17 protein-coding genes and 1 tRNA gene are annotated in these 14,668 nt (G+C 58.8%); 17 read left to right on the top strand and 1 reads right to left on the bottom strand.

Annotation, left to right across the window (positions count from 1 at the left end; genetic code table 11):
• Window positions 1-106 precede the first annotated feature (106 nt).
• The 15 genes from aspS (at window position 107) to K1X80_RS22135 (ending at window position 12,340) form a co-directional block, all read left to right on the top strand.
• Window positions 107-1,882 carry an aspartate--tRNA ligase gene (aspS, locus tag K1X80_RS22205; protein ID WP_057960524.1) on the top strand — a complete coding sequence of 592 codons (1,776 nt, stop codon included), beginning with the start codon at window positions 107-109 and terminating at the stop codon, window positions 1,880-1,882.
• A gap of 135 nt (window positions 1,883-2,017) precedes the next feature.
• Window positions 2,018-2,764, top strand: a complete 747-nt coding sequence (locus K1X80_RS22200; protein ID WP_038442836.1) for a YebC/PmpR family DNA-binding transcriptional regulator — start codon at window positions 2,018-2,020, stop codon at window positions 2,762-2,764.
• Window positions 2,765-2,922: 158 nt separating this feature from the next.
• Complete coding sequence (gene ruvC / locus K1X80_RS22195) at window positions 2,923-3,447, top strand: crossover junction endodeoxyribonuclease RuvC (RefSeq protein ID WP_016975450.1); 525 nt, start codon at window positions 2,923-2,925, stop codon at window positions 3,445-3,447.
• 63 nt (window positions 3,448-3,510) lie between these two features.
• Window positions 3,511-4,122: a Holliday junction branch migration protein RuvA gene (gene ruvA / locus K1X80_RS22190; protein WP_003193868.1), complete on the top strand. Its 612-nt coding sequence runs from the start codon at window positions 3,511-3,513 to the stop codon at window positions 4,120-4,122.
• On the top strand, window positions 4,123-5,181 hold the full coding sequence (gene ruvB, locus K1X80_RS22185) for a Holliday junction branch migration DNA helicase RuvB (protein WP_029300308.1): 1,059 nt from the start codon (window positions 4,123-4,125) through the stop codon (window positions 5,179-5,181).
• Window positions 5,182-5,319: 138 nt separating this feature from the next.
• Window positions 5,320-5,775: a tol-pal system-associated acyl-CoA thioesterase gene (ybgC, locus tag K1X80_RS22180; RefSeq protein WP_057441374.1), complete on the top strand. Its 456-nt coding sequence runs from the start codon at window positions 5,320-5,322 to the stop codon at window positions 5,773-5,775.
• Between the two features lies 1 nt (window position 5,776).
• Window positions 5,777-6,472: a protein TolQ gene (gene tolQ, locus K1X80_RS22175; protein ID WP_029300305.1), complete on the top strand. Its 696-nt coding sequence runs from the start codon at window positions 5,777-5,779 to the stop codon at window positions 6,470-6,472.
• Window positions 6,473-6,495: 23 nt separating this feature from the next.
• Window positions 6,496-6,948 (top strand): protein TolR, encoded by a 453-nt coding sequence (tolR, locus tag K1X80_RS22170; RefSeq protein WP_162473200.1) that lies wholly within the window; start codon window positions 6,496-6,498, stop codon window positions 6,946-6,948.
• Window positions 6,948-8,021: a cell envelope integrity protein TolA gene (gene tolA, locus K1X80_RS22165; RefSeq protein WP_029300302.1), complete on the top strand. Its 1,074-nt coding sequence runs from the start codon at window positions 6,948-6,950 to the stop codon at window positions 8,019-8,021. The genes tolR and tolA overlap by 1 nt, the downstream gene beginning before the upstream one ends.
• A 17-nt stretch (window positions 8,022-8,038) precedes the next feature.
• Window positions 8,039-9,319, top strand: coding sequence for a Tol-Pal system beta propeller repeat protein TolB (gene tolB, locus K1X80_RS22160; protein WP_154220440.1), 1,281 nt, complete (start codon window positions 8,039-8,041; stop codon window positions 9,317-9,319).
• Window positions 9,320-9,374: 55 nt separating this feature from the next.
• On the top strand, window positions 9,375-9,875 hold the full coding sequence (gene pal / locus K1X80_RS22155; protein WP_029300299.1) for a peptidoglycan-associated lipoprotein Pal: 501 nt from the start codon (window positions 9,375-9,377) through the stop codon (window positions 9,873-9,875).
• A 6-nt stretch (window positions 9,876-9,881) separates the two neighbouring features.
• Window positions 9,882-10,697 carry a tol-pal system protein YbgF gene (gene ybgF, locus K1X80_RS22150; RefSeq protein ID WP_057960522.1) on the top strand — a complete coding sequence of 272 codons (816 nt, stop codon included), beginning with the start codon at window positions 9,882-9,884 and terminating at the stop codon, window positions 10,695-10,697.
• Window positions 10,698-10,862: 165 nt separating this feature from the next.
• Window positions 10,863-11,510 carry a 7-carboxy-7-deazaguanine synthase QueE gene (gene queE, locus K1X80_RS22145; RefSeq protein WP_057441364.1) on the top strand — a complete coding sequence of 216 codons (648 nt, stop codon included), beginning with the start codon at window positions 10,863-10,865 and terminating at the stop codon, window positions 11,508-11,510.
• Between the two features lies 1 nt (window position 11,511).
• A complete protein-coding gene (gene queC / locus K1X80_RS22140) occupies window positions 11,512-12,201 on the top strand; it encodes a 7-cyano-7-deazaguanine synthase QueC (RefSeq protein ID WP_057960521.1) in 690 nt (229 codons plus the stop codon).
• A 63-nt stretch (window positions 12,202-12,264) separates the two neighbouring features.
• Window positions 12,265-12,340: transfer RNA gene (locus K1X80_RS22135), tRNA-Lys, on the top strand.
• Between the two features lie 223 nt (window positions 12,341-12,563).
• Here K1X80_RS22135 and K1X80_RS22130 read toward each other — a convergent pair.
• Window positions 12,564-13,370 carry a hypothetical protein gene (locus K1X80_RS22130; RefSeq protein ID WP_057960520.1) on the bottom strand — a complete coding sequence of 269 codons (807 nt, stop codon included), beginning with the start codon at window positions 13,368-13,370 and terminating at the stop codon, window positions 12,564-12,566.
• A 206-nt stretch (window positions 13,371-13,576) separates the two neighbouring features.
• On the opposite strand from K1X80_RS22130, the gene K1X80_RS22125 reads away from it, so the two are divergent.
• Window positions 13,577-13,981: an antitoxin Xre-like helix-turn-helix domain-containing protein gene (locus K1X80_RS22125; RefSeq protein ID WP_057440007.1), complete on the top strand. Its 405-nt coding sequence runs from the start codon at window positions 13,577-13,579 to the stop codon at window positions 13,979-13,981.
• The gene (locus K1X80_RS22120; protein ID WP_057960519.1) at window positions 13,975-14,667 is read left to right on the top strand and encodes an RES family NAD+ phosphorylase; all 693 of its coding nucleotides are present in this window, start codon (window positions 13,975-13,977) and stop codon (window positions 14,665-14,667) included. The genes K1X80_RS22125 and K1X80_RS22120 overlap by 7 nt, the downstream gene beginning before the upstream one ends.
• Window position 14,668: the final 1 nt, after the last annotated feature.

The raw sequence follows: 14,668 nt of genomic DNA, 5'->3' as shown, positions 1-14,668 counted from the left end.
AACTCTACGCGCGAGCTCCTGCATTATCCGTGGCCTGACTTAAAAGGTGCGGTGTCCGAGCAGGAACTCCACCGAATTTCGAATTACGAGAAGTGAAACCACTACCATGATGCGCAGCCACTATTGCGGCCAACTGAACGAGACCCTGGAAGGTCAGGAAATCACCCTTTGCGGATGGGTTCACCGTCGCCGCGACCATGGCGGGGTGATTTTCCTCGATATCCGTGATCGTGATGGTCTGGCCCAGGTGGTATTCGACCCGGATCGCGCCGAGAGCTTCGCCGCCGCCGACCGCGTGCGCAGCGAGTACGTCGTGAAAATCACCGGCAAGGTCCGCCTGCGTCCGGCCGGTGCCACCAACGCCAACATGGCGTCGGGCATGATCGAAGTCCTGGGCTACGAGCTGGAAGTGCTGAACGAGTCGGAAACCCCGCCGTTCCCACTCAACGAGTTCTCTGACGTTGGCGAAGAAACCCGCCTGCGTTATCGCTTCCTCGACCTGCGTCGCCCGGAAATGGCCGAGAAGCTGCGCCTGCGTTCGCGCATGACCACCAGCATCCGTCGCTTCCTGGACGAGAACGGCTTCCTCGACGTCGAGACGCCGATCCTGACCCGCGCTACGCCAGAAGGCGCACGTGACTACCTGGTGCCAAGCCGTACCCACGCCGGTAGCTTCTTCGCCTTGCCGCAATCGCCACAGTTGTTCAAGCAACTGCTGATGGTCGCCGGCTTCGACCGTTACTACCAGATCGCCAAGTGCTTCCGCGACGAAGACCTGCGCGCCGACCGCCAGCCGGAATTCACCCAGATCGACATCGAGACCAGTTTCCTCGATGAAAAAGAGATCATGGGCCTGACCGAAGAAATGATCCGCAACCTGTTCAAGGAAGTGCTGGGTCTGGAATTCGGCGAGTTCCCGCACATGACCTTCGAAGAGGCCATGCGCCGCTACGGTTCCGACAAGCCAGACCTGCGTAACCCGCTGGAACTGGTTGACGTTGCCGACCAGCTCAAGGAAGTCGACTTCAAGGTGTTCAGCGGCCCGGCCAACGACCCGAAATGCCGCATCGCCGCACTGCGTGTGCCAGGCGGCGCGAGCATGCCGCGCAAGCAGATCGACGACTACACCAAGTTCGTGGGTATCTACGGTGCCAAGGGCCTGGCGTACATCAAGGTCAACGAGCGCGCCAAGGGTGTTGAAGGCCTGCAGTCGCCAATCGTCAAGAACATCCCGGAAGACAAGCTCAATGTGATCCTCGATCGCGTTGGCGCAGTCGATGGCGATATCGTGTTCTTCGGTGCCGACAAGGCCAAGATCGTCAGCGAAGCCCTGGGCGCGCTGCGGATCAAGCTGGGTCACGACCTCGACCTGCTGACCTGCAAGTGGGCCCCGATGTGGGTTGTCGACTTCCCGATGTTCGAAGAAAACGACGACGGCAGCTTCAGCGCCCTGCACCACCCGTTCACCGCACCCAAGTGCACGCCACAGGAGCTGGAAGCCAACCCGGCCGGCGCGTTGTCCCGTGCCTACGACATGGTGCTCAACGGTACTGAGTTGGGCGGCGGTTCGATCCGTATCCACCGCAAGGAGATGCAACAGTCGGTGTTCCGCCTGCTGGGCATCAACGAAGCGGAACAGGAGGAGAAGTTCGGCTTCCTGCTCGATGCCCTGAAATACGGTGCTCCACCCCACGGTGGCCTGGCCTTCGGCCTTGACCGCCTGGTGATGCTGATGACCGGTGCCCAGTCGATCCGTGAAGTGATTGCCTTCCCGAAAACCCAGAGTGCTGCGGACGTCATGACCCAGGCTCCAGGTGTGGTGGATGCCAAGGCACTGCGCGAGCTGCACATCCGTCTGCGCGAGGCGCCGAAGGCTGAGTAAGGCTGCGGCGTGAAAGCGCGATAACGTTGTACGCAGTCAAAAAGGCGCATCTTCGGATGCGCCTTTGCGTTTAAAAGAGGGAAATCTCGCCTGGGGCGGGATTGAAAGGTTTCTAGAGAATTTCGGAGTTGTGTTATGGCTGGCCATTCCAAGTGGGCGAACATCAAGCACCGCAAAGAGCGTCAGGATGCCAAAAAAGGCAAGATCTTCACCAAGTGGATTCGTGAACTGACGGTTGCTGCCCGCCAGGGTGGCGGTGATCCGGGCTCCAACCCGCGCCTGCGCCTGGCGCTGGACAAGGCCCTGGGCGCCAACATGAGTCGCGACATCATCGACCGTGCCGTGGCCCGTGGCGCCGGTGCGGCGGATACCGACGACATGGTCGAGCTGACCTACGAAGGCTACGGCCCGGGCGGCGTCGCGGTGATGGTCGAGTGCATGACCGACAACCGCAACCGTACTGCGGCAGCCGTGCGCCATGCGTTCAGCAAGTGTGGCGGTAACCTCGGCACGGATGGCTCGGTGGCCTATCTGTTCGAGCGCAAGGGGCAGATTACCTTTGCGCCGGGTACGGATGAAGATGCGCTGATGGAAGCCGCGATGGAGGCGGATGCCGACGACGTGGTGACCAACGAAGACGGCTCCATCGACGTGTTTACCTCGTTTGCCGGCTTCTACGCGGTGCGTAACGCCCTGGAAGCCGCTGGTTTCAAGGGCACCGACGCGGAAATCGTCATGCTGCCGACCACCAGTGCCGAACTGGACCTGGACGGCGCGCAGAAGGTGCTCAAGATGCTGGATATGCTTGAAGACCTGGATGATGTGCAGAACGTCTACTCCAACGCCGACATTCCAGAAGACGTGGCCGCACAGCTAGTCTGAAGGCTGGTGTAGACCAAAATGTGGGAGCGGGTTTGCTCGCGAAAGCGGTCTGTCAGTCAGTCCATGCGTTGACTGAAACACCGCTTCCGCGAGCAAGCCCGCTCCCACATTGGATCTTCGCTGTATCAAAAAATGTGTTTACCCAACCTGCAGGCGTTATGACTTTAATCCTAGGTATCGACCCCGGTTCACGCATCACCGGCTTTGGCGTGGTGCAGCAGACCCCGCGTGGCTGCGTCTACGTGGCGTCGGGTTGTATCCGCACCGGCGCCGGCGAGTTGGCCGAGCGTTTGCAGATCGTCTATCGCGGCGTGCGTGAAGTGATCCAGACCTACGGGCCGGTGACCATGGGCATTGAAAAGGTGTTCATGGCCAAAAATGCCGACTCGGCCTTGAAACTGGGCCAGGCCCGGGGCGCTGCGATTGTTGCCGGGGCGGAGGAGGGCATGGAAATCGCCGAATACACCGCGACCCAGGTCAAGCAGGCGGTGGTCGGTACCGGCGCGGCGAATAAAGAGCAGGTGCAGATGATGGTCATGCATATGCTCAAACTCACCTCCAAGCCACAGATCGACGCCTCTGACGCCCTGGCCATTGCCATTTGCCATGCCCATACCCGTTCCAGCCTGCTGCCCCATGGCCTTGGCACGGCACGCAGTCGTGGCGGGCGCCTGCGTCTCTGATAGCATCAGCGCAATCGTTATGGTCGGGCCTCGATCTGACCTCAAGCTTTAAGGATCTGAACCGTGATTGGACGCTTGCGCGGCACCCTGGCTGAGAAACAGCCGCCGCACCTGATTCTGGATGTAAACGGGCTGGGGTATGAGCTGGAAGTGCCCATGACCACCCTGTACCGCCTACCGTCGGTCGGTGAGCCGATAACCTTGCACACCCATCTGGTGGTGCGCGAAGACGCGCAACTACTCTATGGTTTCATCGGCAAGCGTGACCGTGACTTCTTCCGTGAGCTGATCCGCCTCAATGGTGTGGGCCCGAAACTGGCCCTGGCCTTGATGTCGAGCCTGGAAGTGGACGAACTGGTACGTGCCGTTTCGGCCCAGGACACCTCGGCGCTGACCAAGGTGCCGGGGGTCGGTAAGAAAACCGCTGAGCGCCTGTTGGTGGAGCTCAAGGACCGCTTCAAAGCCTGGGAAGTGGTGCCAAGCATGTTTGCCCTGGTGCCGAACCAGCCGGATATGCCGGCGGCCCAGGTCGCCAGTGCCGAAAGCGATGCCGTCAATGCGCTGATCTCCCTGGGCTACAAGCCGCAGGAAGCCAGCAAGGCAGTGTCGGCCATCAAGGACAAGAACCTGAGCGCTGAAGACATGATCCGCCGAGCCCTGAAGGGAATGATTTAAGTGATTGAAGCTGATCGTCTGATTGCGGCCACCGGCCCTCGCGACCGTGAAGAGGTCCAGGACCGGGCCATCCGCCCCCTGAGCCTTGCCGACTACATCGGCCAGCCCACTGTGCGTGAGCAGATGGAGCTGTTCATCCAGGCGGCGCGCGGGCGTGCCGAGTCCCTGGACCATACGTTGATCTTCGGTCCGCCGGGGCTGGGCAAGACCACCCTGGCCAATATCATCGCCCAGGAAATGGGGGTGTCGATCAAGAGCACCTCCGGTCCGGTGCTGGAGCGCCCCGGTGACCTGGCTGCGTTGCTGACCAACCTTGAACCCCATGATGTGCTGTTCATCGACGAAATCCACCGGCTGTCGCCCATCGTCGAAGAAGTGCTGTACCCGGCCATGGAAGATTTCCAGCTGGATATCATGATTGGCGAAGGGCCGGCGGCGCGCTCGATCAAGCTCGACCTGCCACCCTTCACTCTGGTCGGCGCCACCACCCGTGCCGGCATGCTGACCAACCCGTTGCGAGACCGTTTCGGCATTGTTCAACGTCTAGAGTTTTATAGCACTGCCGATCTGGCGACGATTGTCAGTCGTTCGGCTGGGATTCTCGGCTTGCCGCTGGACCCTGAGGGTGCCTTCGAGATTGCCCGTCGGGCGCGTGGCACGCCGCGGATCGCCAACCGCTTACTGCGGCGGGTGCGCGATTTTGCCGAAGTGCGGGCCAAGGGGCATATCACCAAGGCCGTGGCCGACCTGGCGCTGAACCTGCTGGATGTCGATGAACATGGCTTTGACCACCAGGACCGGCGCCTGCTGTTGACCATGATCGAGAAGTTCGATGGCGGGCCAGTGGGCGTGGACAGCCTGGCGGCGGCGATCAGTGAGGAGCGCCATACCATCGAAGATGTGCTGGAGCCGTACCTGATTCAACAGGGTTACATCATGCGCACGCCGAGGGGCCGCGTGGTCACGCGCCATGCGTATTTGCACTTTGGGTTAAACATTCCGTCACGATTGGGGGAGATGCCTGTGGTAGACGAATTCCTCGATGCAGTGGACGATTAAAAAGGTATGGCGGGTCGATTTATTCGACGTTTGTGCTGTCCTAGTGGCTGGCGTCGTCATTCTTTCGTTAGAAATGCTGCAGAGAATGAAAAACAGTTGCCTGGCCGGATTGGCAACCTGAGGAGTAAGCACTAGAGTATGCGCGCGCAAAACGGGGATCAGTCGTTCGCACATCGCTGTCGCGTTTATTACGAGGACACCGATGCGGGCGGCATCGTGTATTACGTCAATTATCTAAAGTTCATGGAGCGGGCTCGAACCGAGCGGCTACGGGAGCTGGGCTTTGCCCAATCCCAGCTGGCAGGGGAGGACCTGTTATTTGTCGTGCATTCCAGCGAGGCCCGTTACTACGCGCCGGCGCGACTGGACGATGAATTGCTGGTCAGCGCGGAAGTAATCGAATTGAACCGTGTCAGCCTGCGCTTTAAACAGCAGGTCAGGCGGGCAACGGATGCAACGCTGCTCTGTGAGGGGCAGTTCCTGGTGGCGTGTGTGCGCACCAACAGTTTGAAACCCAGGGCCATTCCCGAAACTCTACGTGCGGCCTTTGCCAACGTGAGCGGCGCGGGTCAACAATCAAAGCAGGAGATTTAGCGTGGAACCTACCGTCGTCGACCATTCCTCCATGTGGAGCCTGGTCAGCAATGCCAGTGTCGTGGTTCAACTGGTCATGCTGACCCTGGTAGCCGCATCGGTTACCTCATGGGTCATGATTTTTCAGCGCAGCAACCTGCTGCGTGCCGGTCGACGTGCCCTGGAGAGCTTCGAAGAGCGCTTCTGGTCGGGTATCGACCTGTCCAAGCTGTATCGCCAGGCGGGCAGCAACCCGGACCCGGATTCGGGCGTCGAGCAGATCTTCCGCGCTGGCTTCAAGGAATTCTCCCGCCTGCGCCAGCAGTCCGGCGTTGACCCGGAAGCCGTCATGGAAGGCGTGGCCCGTGCGATGCGCGTAGCGATCTCCCGTGAGGAAGAAAAACTCGAGCAGAGCCTGCCATTTCTGGCCACCGTCGGTTCGGTCAGCCCGTATATCGGCCTGTTCGGTACCGTATGGGGCATCATGAACTCCTTCCGTGGCCTGGCAACGGCCCAGCAAGCGACCCTGGCCACCGTGGCCCCGGGTATCGCCGAAGCGCTGATCGCCACTGCCATCGGCCTGTTCGCTGCAATCCCCGCAGTAATCGCCTACAACCGTTTCGCCGCCACCAGCGAAACCCTGATTGGCCGTTACTACACCTTCGCCGATGAATTCCAGGCGATCCTGCACCGTAAAGTGCACACCAGCGAAGAATAAGCAGGTAATTCCCAATGGCTTTAATCGCTCGAGCTCGCAAAAAGCGCAAGCCGGTCGCCGAGATGAACGTAGTGCCTTACATCGACGTGATGCTGGTGCTGCTGGTGATCTTCATGGTGACCGCGCCGATGCTCAATCAGGGGGTGAAAGTTGATCTGCCCAAGGTTTCCAGCGAAGCCTTGCCGCAGGACAACAACACCCAGGTCCTGACCATTTCGATCAAGGCTGACAAGACCTATTACTGGAACCTTGGCAGCGAAGTCGATACCCAGAAGCAGCAGGACAAGGCCATGACCTTGCCGCAAATGACCGACGCCGTGACCAAAATCATCCGCGCCGGCAACGAAGGCGGCAAGCACACCCAGGTGTTCATCCGCGGTGACAAGTCGGTCGACTATGGCTCCGTCATGGGCGCCATGGGTGGGCTGCAGAAAGCCGGGGTCGGTAATGTTGGCTTGATTACCGAGGCGCCCTGATGCAGCAACAGCGAGAGCCGTCCGCCTCGGAAAGCTTCTTCTGGCCTAGCGTCTGGGCAATAGCCCTGCACGTTCTGGTGTTTGGCATGCTGTTTGTCAGCTTTGCCATGACCCCGGAGCTGCCGCCAGCCAAGCCGATCGTGCAGGCGACCCTGTATCAGCTGAAATCGAAAAGTCAGGCCACCACCCAGACCAATCAGAAGATTGCGGGTGAGGCCCAGAAGTCGGCTGCGCGCCAGACTGAAGTCGAACAGATGGAACAGAAGAAGGTCGAGCAGGAAGCGGTGAAGGCTGCTGCGGAACAAAAGAAAGACGAGGCGGCTCAAAAGGCCGAGGAATCGAAAAAGGCTGACGAAGCGAAGAAGGCCGACGAGGCGAAAAAGGCTGATGAAGCCAAGAAAGCCGAGAAAGCTGCCGAAGCTAAAAAAGCCGAAGAGAAACAATTGGCTGATATAGCCAAGAAGAAATCTGAAGAAGAAGCCAAGAAAGCGGCTGAAGAAGAGGCCAAGAAAAAGGCCGCTGAAGAAGCCAAGAAGAAGATAGTCGAAGACGCGAAGAAGAAAGCCGCCGAAGACGCCAAGAAAAAAGCTGAAGCAGACGAGGCGAAGAAGAAAATCGCCGACGACGCGAAGAAAAAAGCTGCCGCCGACGCCTCCAAGAAAAAGGCCCAGGAAGCAGCGCGCAAATCCGCCGAAGATAAAAAGGCCCAGGCCCTGGCAGATTTGCTTTCCGACACGCCGCAACGTCAGCAAGCCTTGGCCGATGAACGTGGTGATGAAGTCGCGGGCAGTTTCGACGATCTGATTCGCGCGCGCGCAGCGGAAGGCTGGACACGTCCACCTTCGGCACGCAAAGGCATGACAGTCGTGCTGCAGATCGGCATGTTGCCGGACGGTACGGTGACTTCGGTCAGCGTGGCCAAGTCCAGTGGCGATGGTTCGTTCGACAGTTCGGCGGTTGCAGCGGTCAAGAATATTGGCCGGCTGACCGAGATGCAGGGAATGAAACCAAGCGACTTCGCTCCCTATCGTTCATTCAAGATGACATTCACACCTGAGGATCTAGCCTTGTGAGAAACCTTCTTCGAGGAATGCTTGTCGTTATTTGCTGCATGGCAGGGATAGCGGCGGCGGATGAAAAGAACATCCTGGTAACCAGCGGTAGCGATCGGGCCACTCCGATTGCGGTTGTACCGTTTGGCTGGCAGGGCGGCAGCGTGCTGCCGGACGATATGGCGGAAATCATTGGTAATGACCTGCGCAACTCGGGTTACTACGCGCCAATTCCGAAACAGAACATGATCAGCCAGCCGACCCAAGGTAGCGAAGTGATCTACCGTGACTGGAAAGCCCTGGGCGCCCAGTACCTGATGGTCGGTAGCATTGTTCCAGCAGGCGGTCGCTTGCAGGTGCAATACGCCCTGTTCAACGTGGCCACCGAGCAGCAAGTGCTGACCGGTAGCGTATCGGGCAGCGTCGACCAACTGCGGGACATGGCGCACTACATCGCCGACCAATCGTTCGAGAAACTGGTCGGTATCAAAGGTGCGTTCTCCACCCGCATCCTGTACGTGACGGCTGAGCGTTTCTCGGTGAACAACACCCGCTACACCCTGCAACGTTCGGACTACGACGGTGCCCGTGCAGTGACTCTGTTGCAATCGCGCGAGCCAATCCTGTCGCCGCGTTTTGCCCCGGATGGCAAGCGTATCGCCTACGTGTCGTTTGAACAGAAGCGTCCGCGCATCTTCGTTCAGCACATTGATACCGGTCGCCGTGAGCAGATCACCAACTTCGAGGGCCTGAACGGCGCGCCAGCCTGGTCGCCGGATGGCAATCGCCTGGCATTCGTGCTGTCCAAGGACGGTAACCCGGATATCTACGTGATGAACCTCGGTTCGCGCCAGATCACCCGCGTCACTTCCGGTCCTGGCATCAACACCGAACCGTTCTGGGGCAAGGATGGTTCGACCATCTACTTCACTTCAGACCGTGGCGGCAAACCGCAGATCTATAAGAGCAGTGTTGGCGGTGGCGGTGCGGAGCGTGTGACCTTTATCGGTAACTACAACGCCAATCCGAAGCTTTCGGCTGATGAAAAGACCCTGGTAATGATCCATCGCCAGGATGGTTTCACTAATTTCAAGGTGGCGGCCCAGGATTTGCAGCGCGGAAGCGTAAAAATCCTCACAGATAGCACTCTTGATGAGTCGCCTACTGTTGCGCCCAACGGCACCATGGTAATCTACGCCACCCGCCAGCAGGGCCGGGGAGTCTTGATGCTCGTGTCCATTAATGGACGCGTAAGGCTCCCGCTTCCTACCGCACAAGGCGAAGTCAGAGAACCATCCTGGTCCCCTTACCTGAACTGACGCGGCGCTACAAAAAGAAGTACTTAACACACTGGGGTTCATTAGGAGTTTCACGATGGAAATGCTGAAGTTTGGTAAGTTTGCTGCTCTGGCTCTGGCTCTGTCCGTAGCCGTTGGTTGCTCGTCTAAAGGCGGCGACAATGCCGGTGAAGGCGCAGCTGTTGATCCAAACGCTGGTTACGGCGCTAACACTGGTGCAGTTGACGGCTCCCTGAGCGAAGAAGCTGCTCTGCGCGCAATCACCACTTTCTACTTCGAATACGACAGTTCGGACCTGAAGCCAGAAGCCATGCGCGCTCTGGACGTTCACGCGAAAGACCTGAAAGGTAACGGCGCTCGCGTTGTTCTGGAAGGCAACACCGACGAACGTGGTACTCGTGAGTACAACATGGCACTGGGCGAGCGTCGTGCGAAAGCCGTTCAGCGCTACCTGGTACTGCAAGGTGTTTCCCCAGCTCAGCTGGAACTGGTTTCCTACGGTGAAGAGCGTCCAGTTGCTACCGGCAACGACGAGCAATCCTGGGCTCAAAACCGTCGCGTCGAACTGCGTAAGTAATTCGTCATGCGAACGTGCCGTCGTGTAGTAACCGTATTGGCTCTCAGCCTCGCACCGCTTGCGGTGTGGGCTGCGGTTCCCGTGGAAGATAGCAACTCTGGCTATAACAATAGTGGGAGTAGTTATCCACCAGCAGGTTATGGCACGAACGGCGCCTATGCAGGGGGAGCGGTTACTGCCGCTCCCTCGGCACAGGGCGAGCTGTTCAACCAGCTGCAACGCATGCAGGATCAATTGGCACAGCAACAAGGTGCGATTGAGGTTCTGCAAAATGAAGTGAACCGCCTGAAGCAAGAAGGCCTGGAGCGATACCAGGATCTTGATCGGCGTATAGGAACCGGCGTTACACCTGCCGCGACTCCTGAGAATTCTTCTGCCGGTGGCGCTGCAAGCGCCGCCGGTGGTGCAGCCGCCCAGGCCCCAGCGGCCAGCAGTGAACCGGCTGATCCGGCCAAGGAAAAGCTGTATTACGATGCAGCCTTCGACCTGATCAAAGCCAAGGATTTCGACAGGGCCAGCAAAGCGTTCACCGCTTTCCTGGGACGTTATCCAAACAGCCAGTACGCGGGCAACGCCCAGTACTGGTTGGGTGAGGTCAACCTGGCCAAGGGTGATTTGCAAGGTGCAGGCCAGGCGTTTGCCAAGGTCAGCCAGCTTTACCCCAAGCATGCCAAGGTGCCTGATTCGTTGTACAAACTGGCTGACGTAGAGCGCCGCCTGGGTCATACCGACAAGGTCAAAGGCATTCTGCAGCAAGTAGTGGCCCAATATCCTGGGACCTCTGCTGCCCAGTTGGCTCAGCGCGATTTGCAGCGTTTGTAAGCAGTGCTGTCCCGCTTGGAAGAAACCCGCGCCTGTCGCGGGTTTTTTCGTTAGAATCCACGCCCTTTTATGAAATACGCTTTTTGGGGTTCACGCTTTGCCGGGATCCCATGAAGTGCCTGACGGAGGCGGACAGCCTGTTTAGCTGTTACGCCCGTGGCGACTATGCAAGACACATTACGCATCACCGAAGTTTTTTACTCGTTACAGGGTGAAACGCGCACTGCCGGCCTGCCCACAGTATTTGTGCGCCTCACTGGCTGCCCGCTGCGCTGCCAGTACTGTGACAGCGCCTACGCCTTCAGCGGCGGCACCATTCGTACCCTCGACGACATCCTGGAGCAGGTTGCAGGCTTCCGGCCGCGCTACGTCTGCGTGACAGGCGGCGAGCCCCTGGCCCAGCCCAATGCCATTCCTTTGCTCAAGCAACTGTGTGACGCCGGTTACGAAGTGTCGCTGGAAACCAGTGGTGCCCTGGACATTTCCGCGGTCGATCCTCGCGTCAGCCGAGTGGTTGACTTGAAAACCCCGGACTCCAAGGAGGCGCATCGCAACCGTTATGAGAACATCGAGCTGCTGACGGCCAACGACCAGGTCAAGTTCGTCATTTGTTCGCGGGACGACTATGACTGGGCCAACTCCAAGCTGATCCAGTACGGCCTGGACCGACGCGCCGGCGAGGTGTTGTTCTCTCCAAGCCACCATGACTTGAACGCTCGCGACCTCGCTGATTGGGTGGTTGCGGACAACCTGCCGGTGCGCCTGCAATTGCAGCTGCATAAATACCTTTGGAATGACGAGCCGGGACGCTGAAATGACTGAACAAACGACTGATCAAAAACGTGCGGTAATCCTGCTGTCCGGCGGCCTTGACTCCGCCACCGTGGTGGCGATGGCCCGTGCCGAGGGTTACAGCTGCTACACCATGAGCTTCGACTACGGCCAGCGTTCCCATGCCGAGTTGCACGCCGCCGCCCGGGTTGCCCGCGACCTCGGTGTGGTGGAGCACAAGGTAATCGGCCTGAACCTCAATGGCATTGGCGGCTCGGCCTTGACCGACAACACCATCGACGTGCCTGAGGCGCCCACAGAGGGCATTCCGGTCACCTATGTGCCGGCCCGTAACACCGTGTTCCTCTCGCTGGCCCTGGGCTGGGCAGAAGTGCTCAACGCCCGTGACATCTTTATCGGCGTCAACGCCGTGGACTACTCCGGCTACCCGGACTGCCGCCCAGAGTTCGTCGAATCGTTCGAGCGTATGGCCAACCTGGCGACCAAGGCCGGCGTAGAAGGCCACGGCTTCCGTATCCAGGCGCCGCTGCAAAACCTGAGCAAGGCGGATATCGTGAAGGCGGGTGTAAGGCTGGGTGTCGACTACTCGCTGACTGTTTCCTGCTACCAGGCGGACAATGATGGTCGTGCCTGTAGGAAATGTGACAGCTGCCGCCTGCGCGCTGAAGGCTTCCAAGCGGCCGGAATTACTGACCCAACGCGTTATTTCTGATTTATTTAAAATAAGGTGTTGAATAATCCTTAGAAATCAGTATTATACGCGCCACCACACAGCGGGTCGTTAGCTCAGTTGGTAGAGCAGTTGGCTTTTAACCAATTGGTCGTAGGTTCGAATCCCACACGACCCACCATTTTTGGCGGTTTAGAAAATCCGGAAGGCCCACGCAAGTGAGGATTTCCGGGTTTTTTTTTGCCTGGTGCAAAAGCACGCGCAGGGCTCTCTGGCAGCGTGACGTGCTGCTTGCCGGTTAGACAGGCAGCCGTCTGCGGCGACCATTCATTTCGTGGGTGGGTTGATGTCGATCGGCTGAAGATGGGCTTCGGCTGCCCCTGAACCGCGCCGCAACCCTAGGCTCAAAGCTGCTTGGCTCCATTCATCCAAGGGCTGTAGTCCACCTCCACGTAACCCTGGGGCAGGCCTTGAGGGTAGTTGGCAAACCCCTGCATCTGTCGCAAGTCCAGTCGTTTGCACTGCGTGACAAGGCGCTGCTGCAACGCGCTATCTACCTTGAAGCCTTGTGAGCGGTACGGGCTTTGATTCAGGTTGACCATGCACTCACTCACTTTGCCCTGGGCATCGGCGATGAAGTGGAAGCTCGCGACGCCAATACTCTGGGGGTCATGCCCGACAAACAATTGCTCACGGAAGAAGCGGATCTGCCGGTAGAGGTCGATGCGCTTTTTCTGCAGTTGTTGCTGTTCTTCCGAAAGCCCAATCAGAGGGGTGAACACCATGGGGGCGATAATCTTTTGGGTGTCCTTGGCATCGGCGAAGACCTTGGGCGAGACTTCGGGAAACAAGGTGGTCCAGCACAGTTCGGTGACCAGTTTGGCCAGCTTTGCCTGGCGCAGGTTGTTCTGGCCCTCGTTGGGCAGCAGGGTTCCGCGTTGGGCTGAGCAGTCCACTACGTGGTTCTGCGCATCGACGGTCAGGATCATATTCATCACCCCCGTCAGTTCCTGTTCATTGGCGGCCAGGGCATAGCCGCGCAATATCGTTTGGAACGTAGTGACGAATTTTTCGTCTTTTTGTTGCAGCTGTGCTGCCGCTGAGGCTGCCGCCTGTTCGGGGGTGTGGCTCTGGCAGCCGGACAGTGACAGCAGGCTTGCACCGAACAAGGCCAGGAGCCAGCGGGACGAAGAAGGCGCGTTGAATTCCATTTCTTGGGGGCTCGTGCACAAAGAGATTGGGAAGAGGTAGACGGGAACCATTCTCACCCATCAGGCGGTAAAGTGCGATTCGAAATACAAAAACCACACTGCTGATGGTTTTGGTTGTAATAGCTGACGTTTATCCAACGCTGGTTTGCTCTGTAGACTCATATTGTCTATATTTGAATCTATAGATTAATTCCGAGGTGGCAACCATGAGCCTAGCCCTTCAAGCACAGCCCTTCACCCGGGAGCAATGTGTCGCCGGACTCCGGGCGGCCGTGGGCATCCTGGAAAAATGGCAGGCCAGCAGCGACCAGGCCTGTCGCATCCTGCGTATCTCGCGCAGCACTTATACCCGTGCGCGGCAGCGCGATGCCGCGTGGTCGGTGAGCCTGGATGCCGACCAGATGCAGCGCATCAGTTTTGTGCTGAACATCCACGCCACGCTGCGCATGGTGTTCGATAACCCCGAGAACGTGTACGGCTTTGCGGCGATGGCCAACGACAATGCGTTTTTCAACGGGCGCTCGCCCCTCGAGGTTATGGCCCAGGGCGATATGATTTCCCTGTACGAGACCTTCCGCCGTATTGACGTGTTGCGTGGTGCGCAATGGTGAAGGTGAGCCAGTTGGGCGATTTGCCCAGCGGGCTGTTGCACGCCCATCGCCTGGTCAATTCCAAATTCCCGCCGATTGCGTTGTTTGACGATGTGGCGGATGCCGACGAGTTTGAGGCGCTCTATCAGATCCAGGCCCTGACCAACCCACGACTGGGTAATGAGGTCGGTCGGATCGAGCTGATACCCCGTAGGGAAATCCCCTTCGGGATCGTGGGATGTTCCTACGCCATTGCCCCGTTCACCCACGTCAATCCGGGCGGATCGCGTTTCAGCGCGGGTGATTTTGGCGTGCTGTACCTGGCGGCCACGGTCGAGACGGCACTGGCAGAAGTGCGTTATCACCAGAACCAGTATTGGTCCGGAGTTCATGGCCTTAACTATGAGCGCTTTGTTTTTCGTGGGCTGTCTTGCACCTTTGCCGGCGACGCCATGAAGGATGCGACGTCGGTGCCGATGAGCGATCCGATCTACGACCCTGACGACTACAGCCACGCCCAGCGCTTGGGGGGCGCGCTAAAGAAGGCCGGTTGTCCCGGCCTTCGTTACCTGTCGGTGCGCTCAGAAGGCGATCACTGCTGGGCGTTGCTGACACCCAGGCCGGTGTCGTCGATTGTCCAGGCCGCCCATTACGAGATGGTCTGGAATGGACAGATCACCAGTGTCAGCAAAATCAGCGAAGCCTGAG

Origin of the sequence: Pseudomonas sp. So3.2b, from assembly GCF_019464415.1 — a bacterium.
In the GTDB taxonomy this organism is placed as follows: domain Bacteria; phylum Pseudomonadota; class Gammaproteobacteria; order Pseudomonadales; family Pseudomonadaceae; genus Aquipseudomonas; species Aquipseudomonas shahriarae.
Note: the sequence above shows the minus strand (reverse complement) of the source record. Positions and strands in the feature narration are given on the sequence as shown.

Bases quoted from the DNA above. Each gene is read 5' to 3' on its own strand.
- K1X80_RS22200 (WP_038442836.1), top strand. From the start codon at position 2,018: ATGGCTGGCCATTCCAAGTGGGCGAACATCAAGCACCGCAAAGAGCGT.
- pal (WP_029300299.1), top strand. From the start codon at position 9,375: ATGGAAATGCTGAAGTTTGGTAAGTTTGCTGCTCTGGCTCTGGCTCTG.
- aspS (WP_057960524.1), top strand. From the start codon at position 107: ATGATGCGCAGCCACTATTGCGGCCAACTGAACGAGACCCTGGAAGGT.
- K1X80_RS22130 (WP_057960520.1), bottom strand. From the start codon at position 13,370: ATGGAATTCAACGCGCCTTCTTCGTCCCGCTGGCTCCTGGCCTTGTTC.
- ybgC (WP_057441374.1), top strand. From the start codon at position 5,320: ATGCGCGCGCAAAACGGGGATCAGTCGTTCGCACATCGCTGTCGCGTT.
- K1X80_RS22125 (WP_057440007.1), top strand. From the start codon at position 13,577: ATGAGCCTAGCCCTTCAAGCACAGCCCTTCACCCGGGAGCAATGTGTC.
- queE (WP_057441364.1), top strand. From the start codon at position 10,863: ATGCAAGACACATTACGCATCACCGAAGTTTTTTACTCGTTACAGGGT.
- tolA (WP_029300302.1), top strand. From the start codon at position 6,948: ATGCAGCAACAGCGAGAGCCGTCCGCCTCGGAAAGCTTCTTCTGGCCT.
- K1X80_RS22120 (WP_057960519.1), top strand. From the start codon at position 13,975: ATGGTGAAGGTGAGCCAGTTGGGCGATTTGCCCAGCGGGCTGTTGCAC.
- queC (WP_057960521.1), top strand. From the start codon at position 11,512: ATGACTGAACAAACGACTGATCAAAAACGTGCGGTAATCCTGCTGTCC.
- ybgF (WP_057960522.1), top strand. From the start codon at position 9,882: ATGCGAACGTGCCGTCGTGTAGTAACCGTATTGGCTCTCAGCCTCGCA.
- tolB (WP_154220440.1), top strand. From the start codon at position 8,039: ATGCTTGTCGTTATTTGCTGCATGGCAGGGATAGCGGCGGCGGATGAA.
- ruvC (WP_016975450.1), top strand. From the start codon at position 2,923: ATGACTTTAATCCTAGGTATCGACCCCGGTTCACGCATCACCGGCTTT.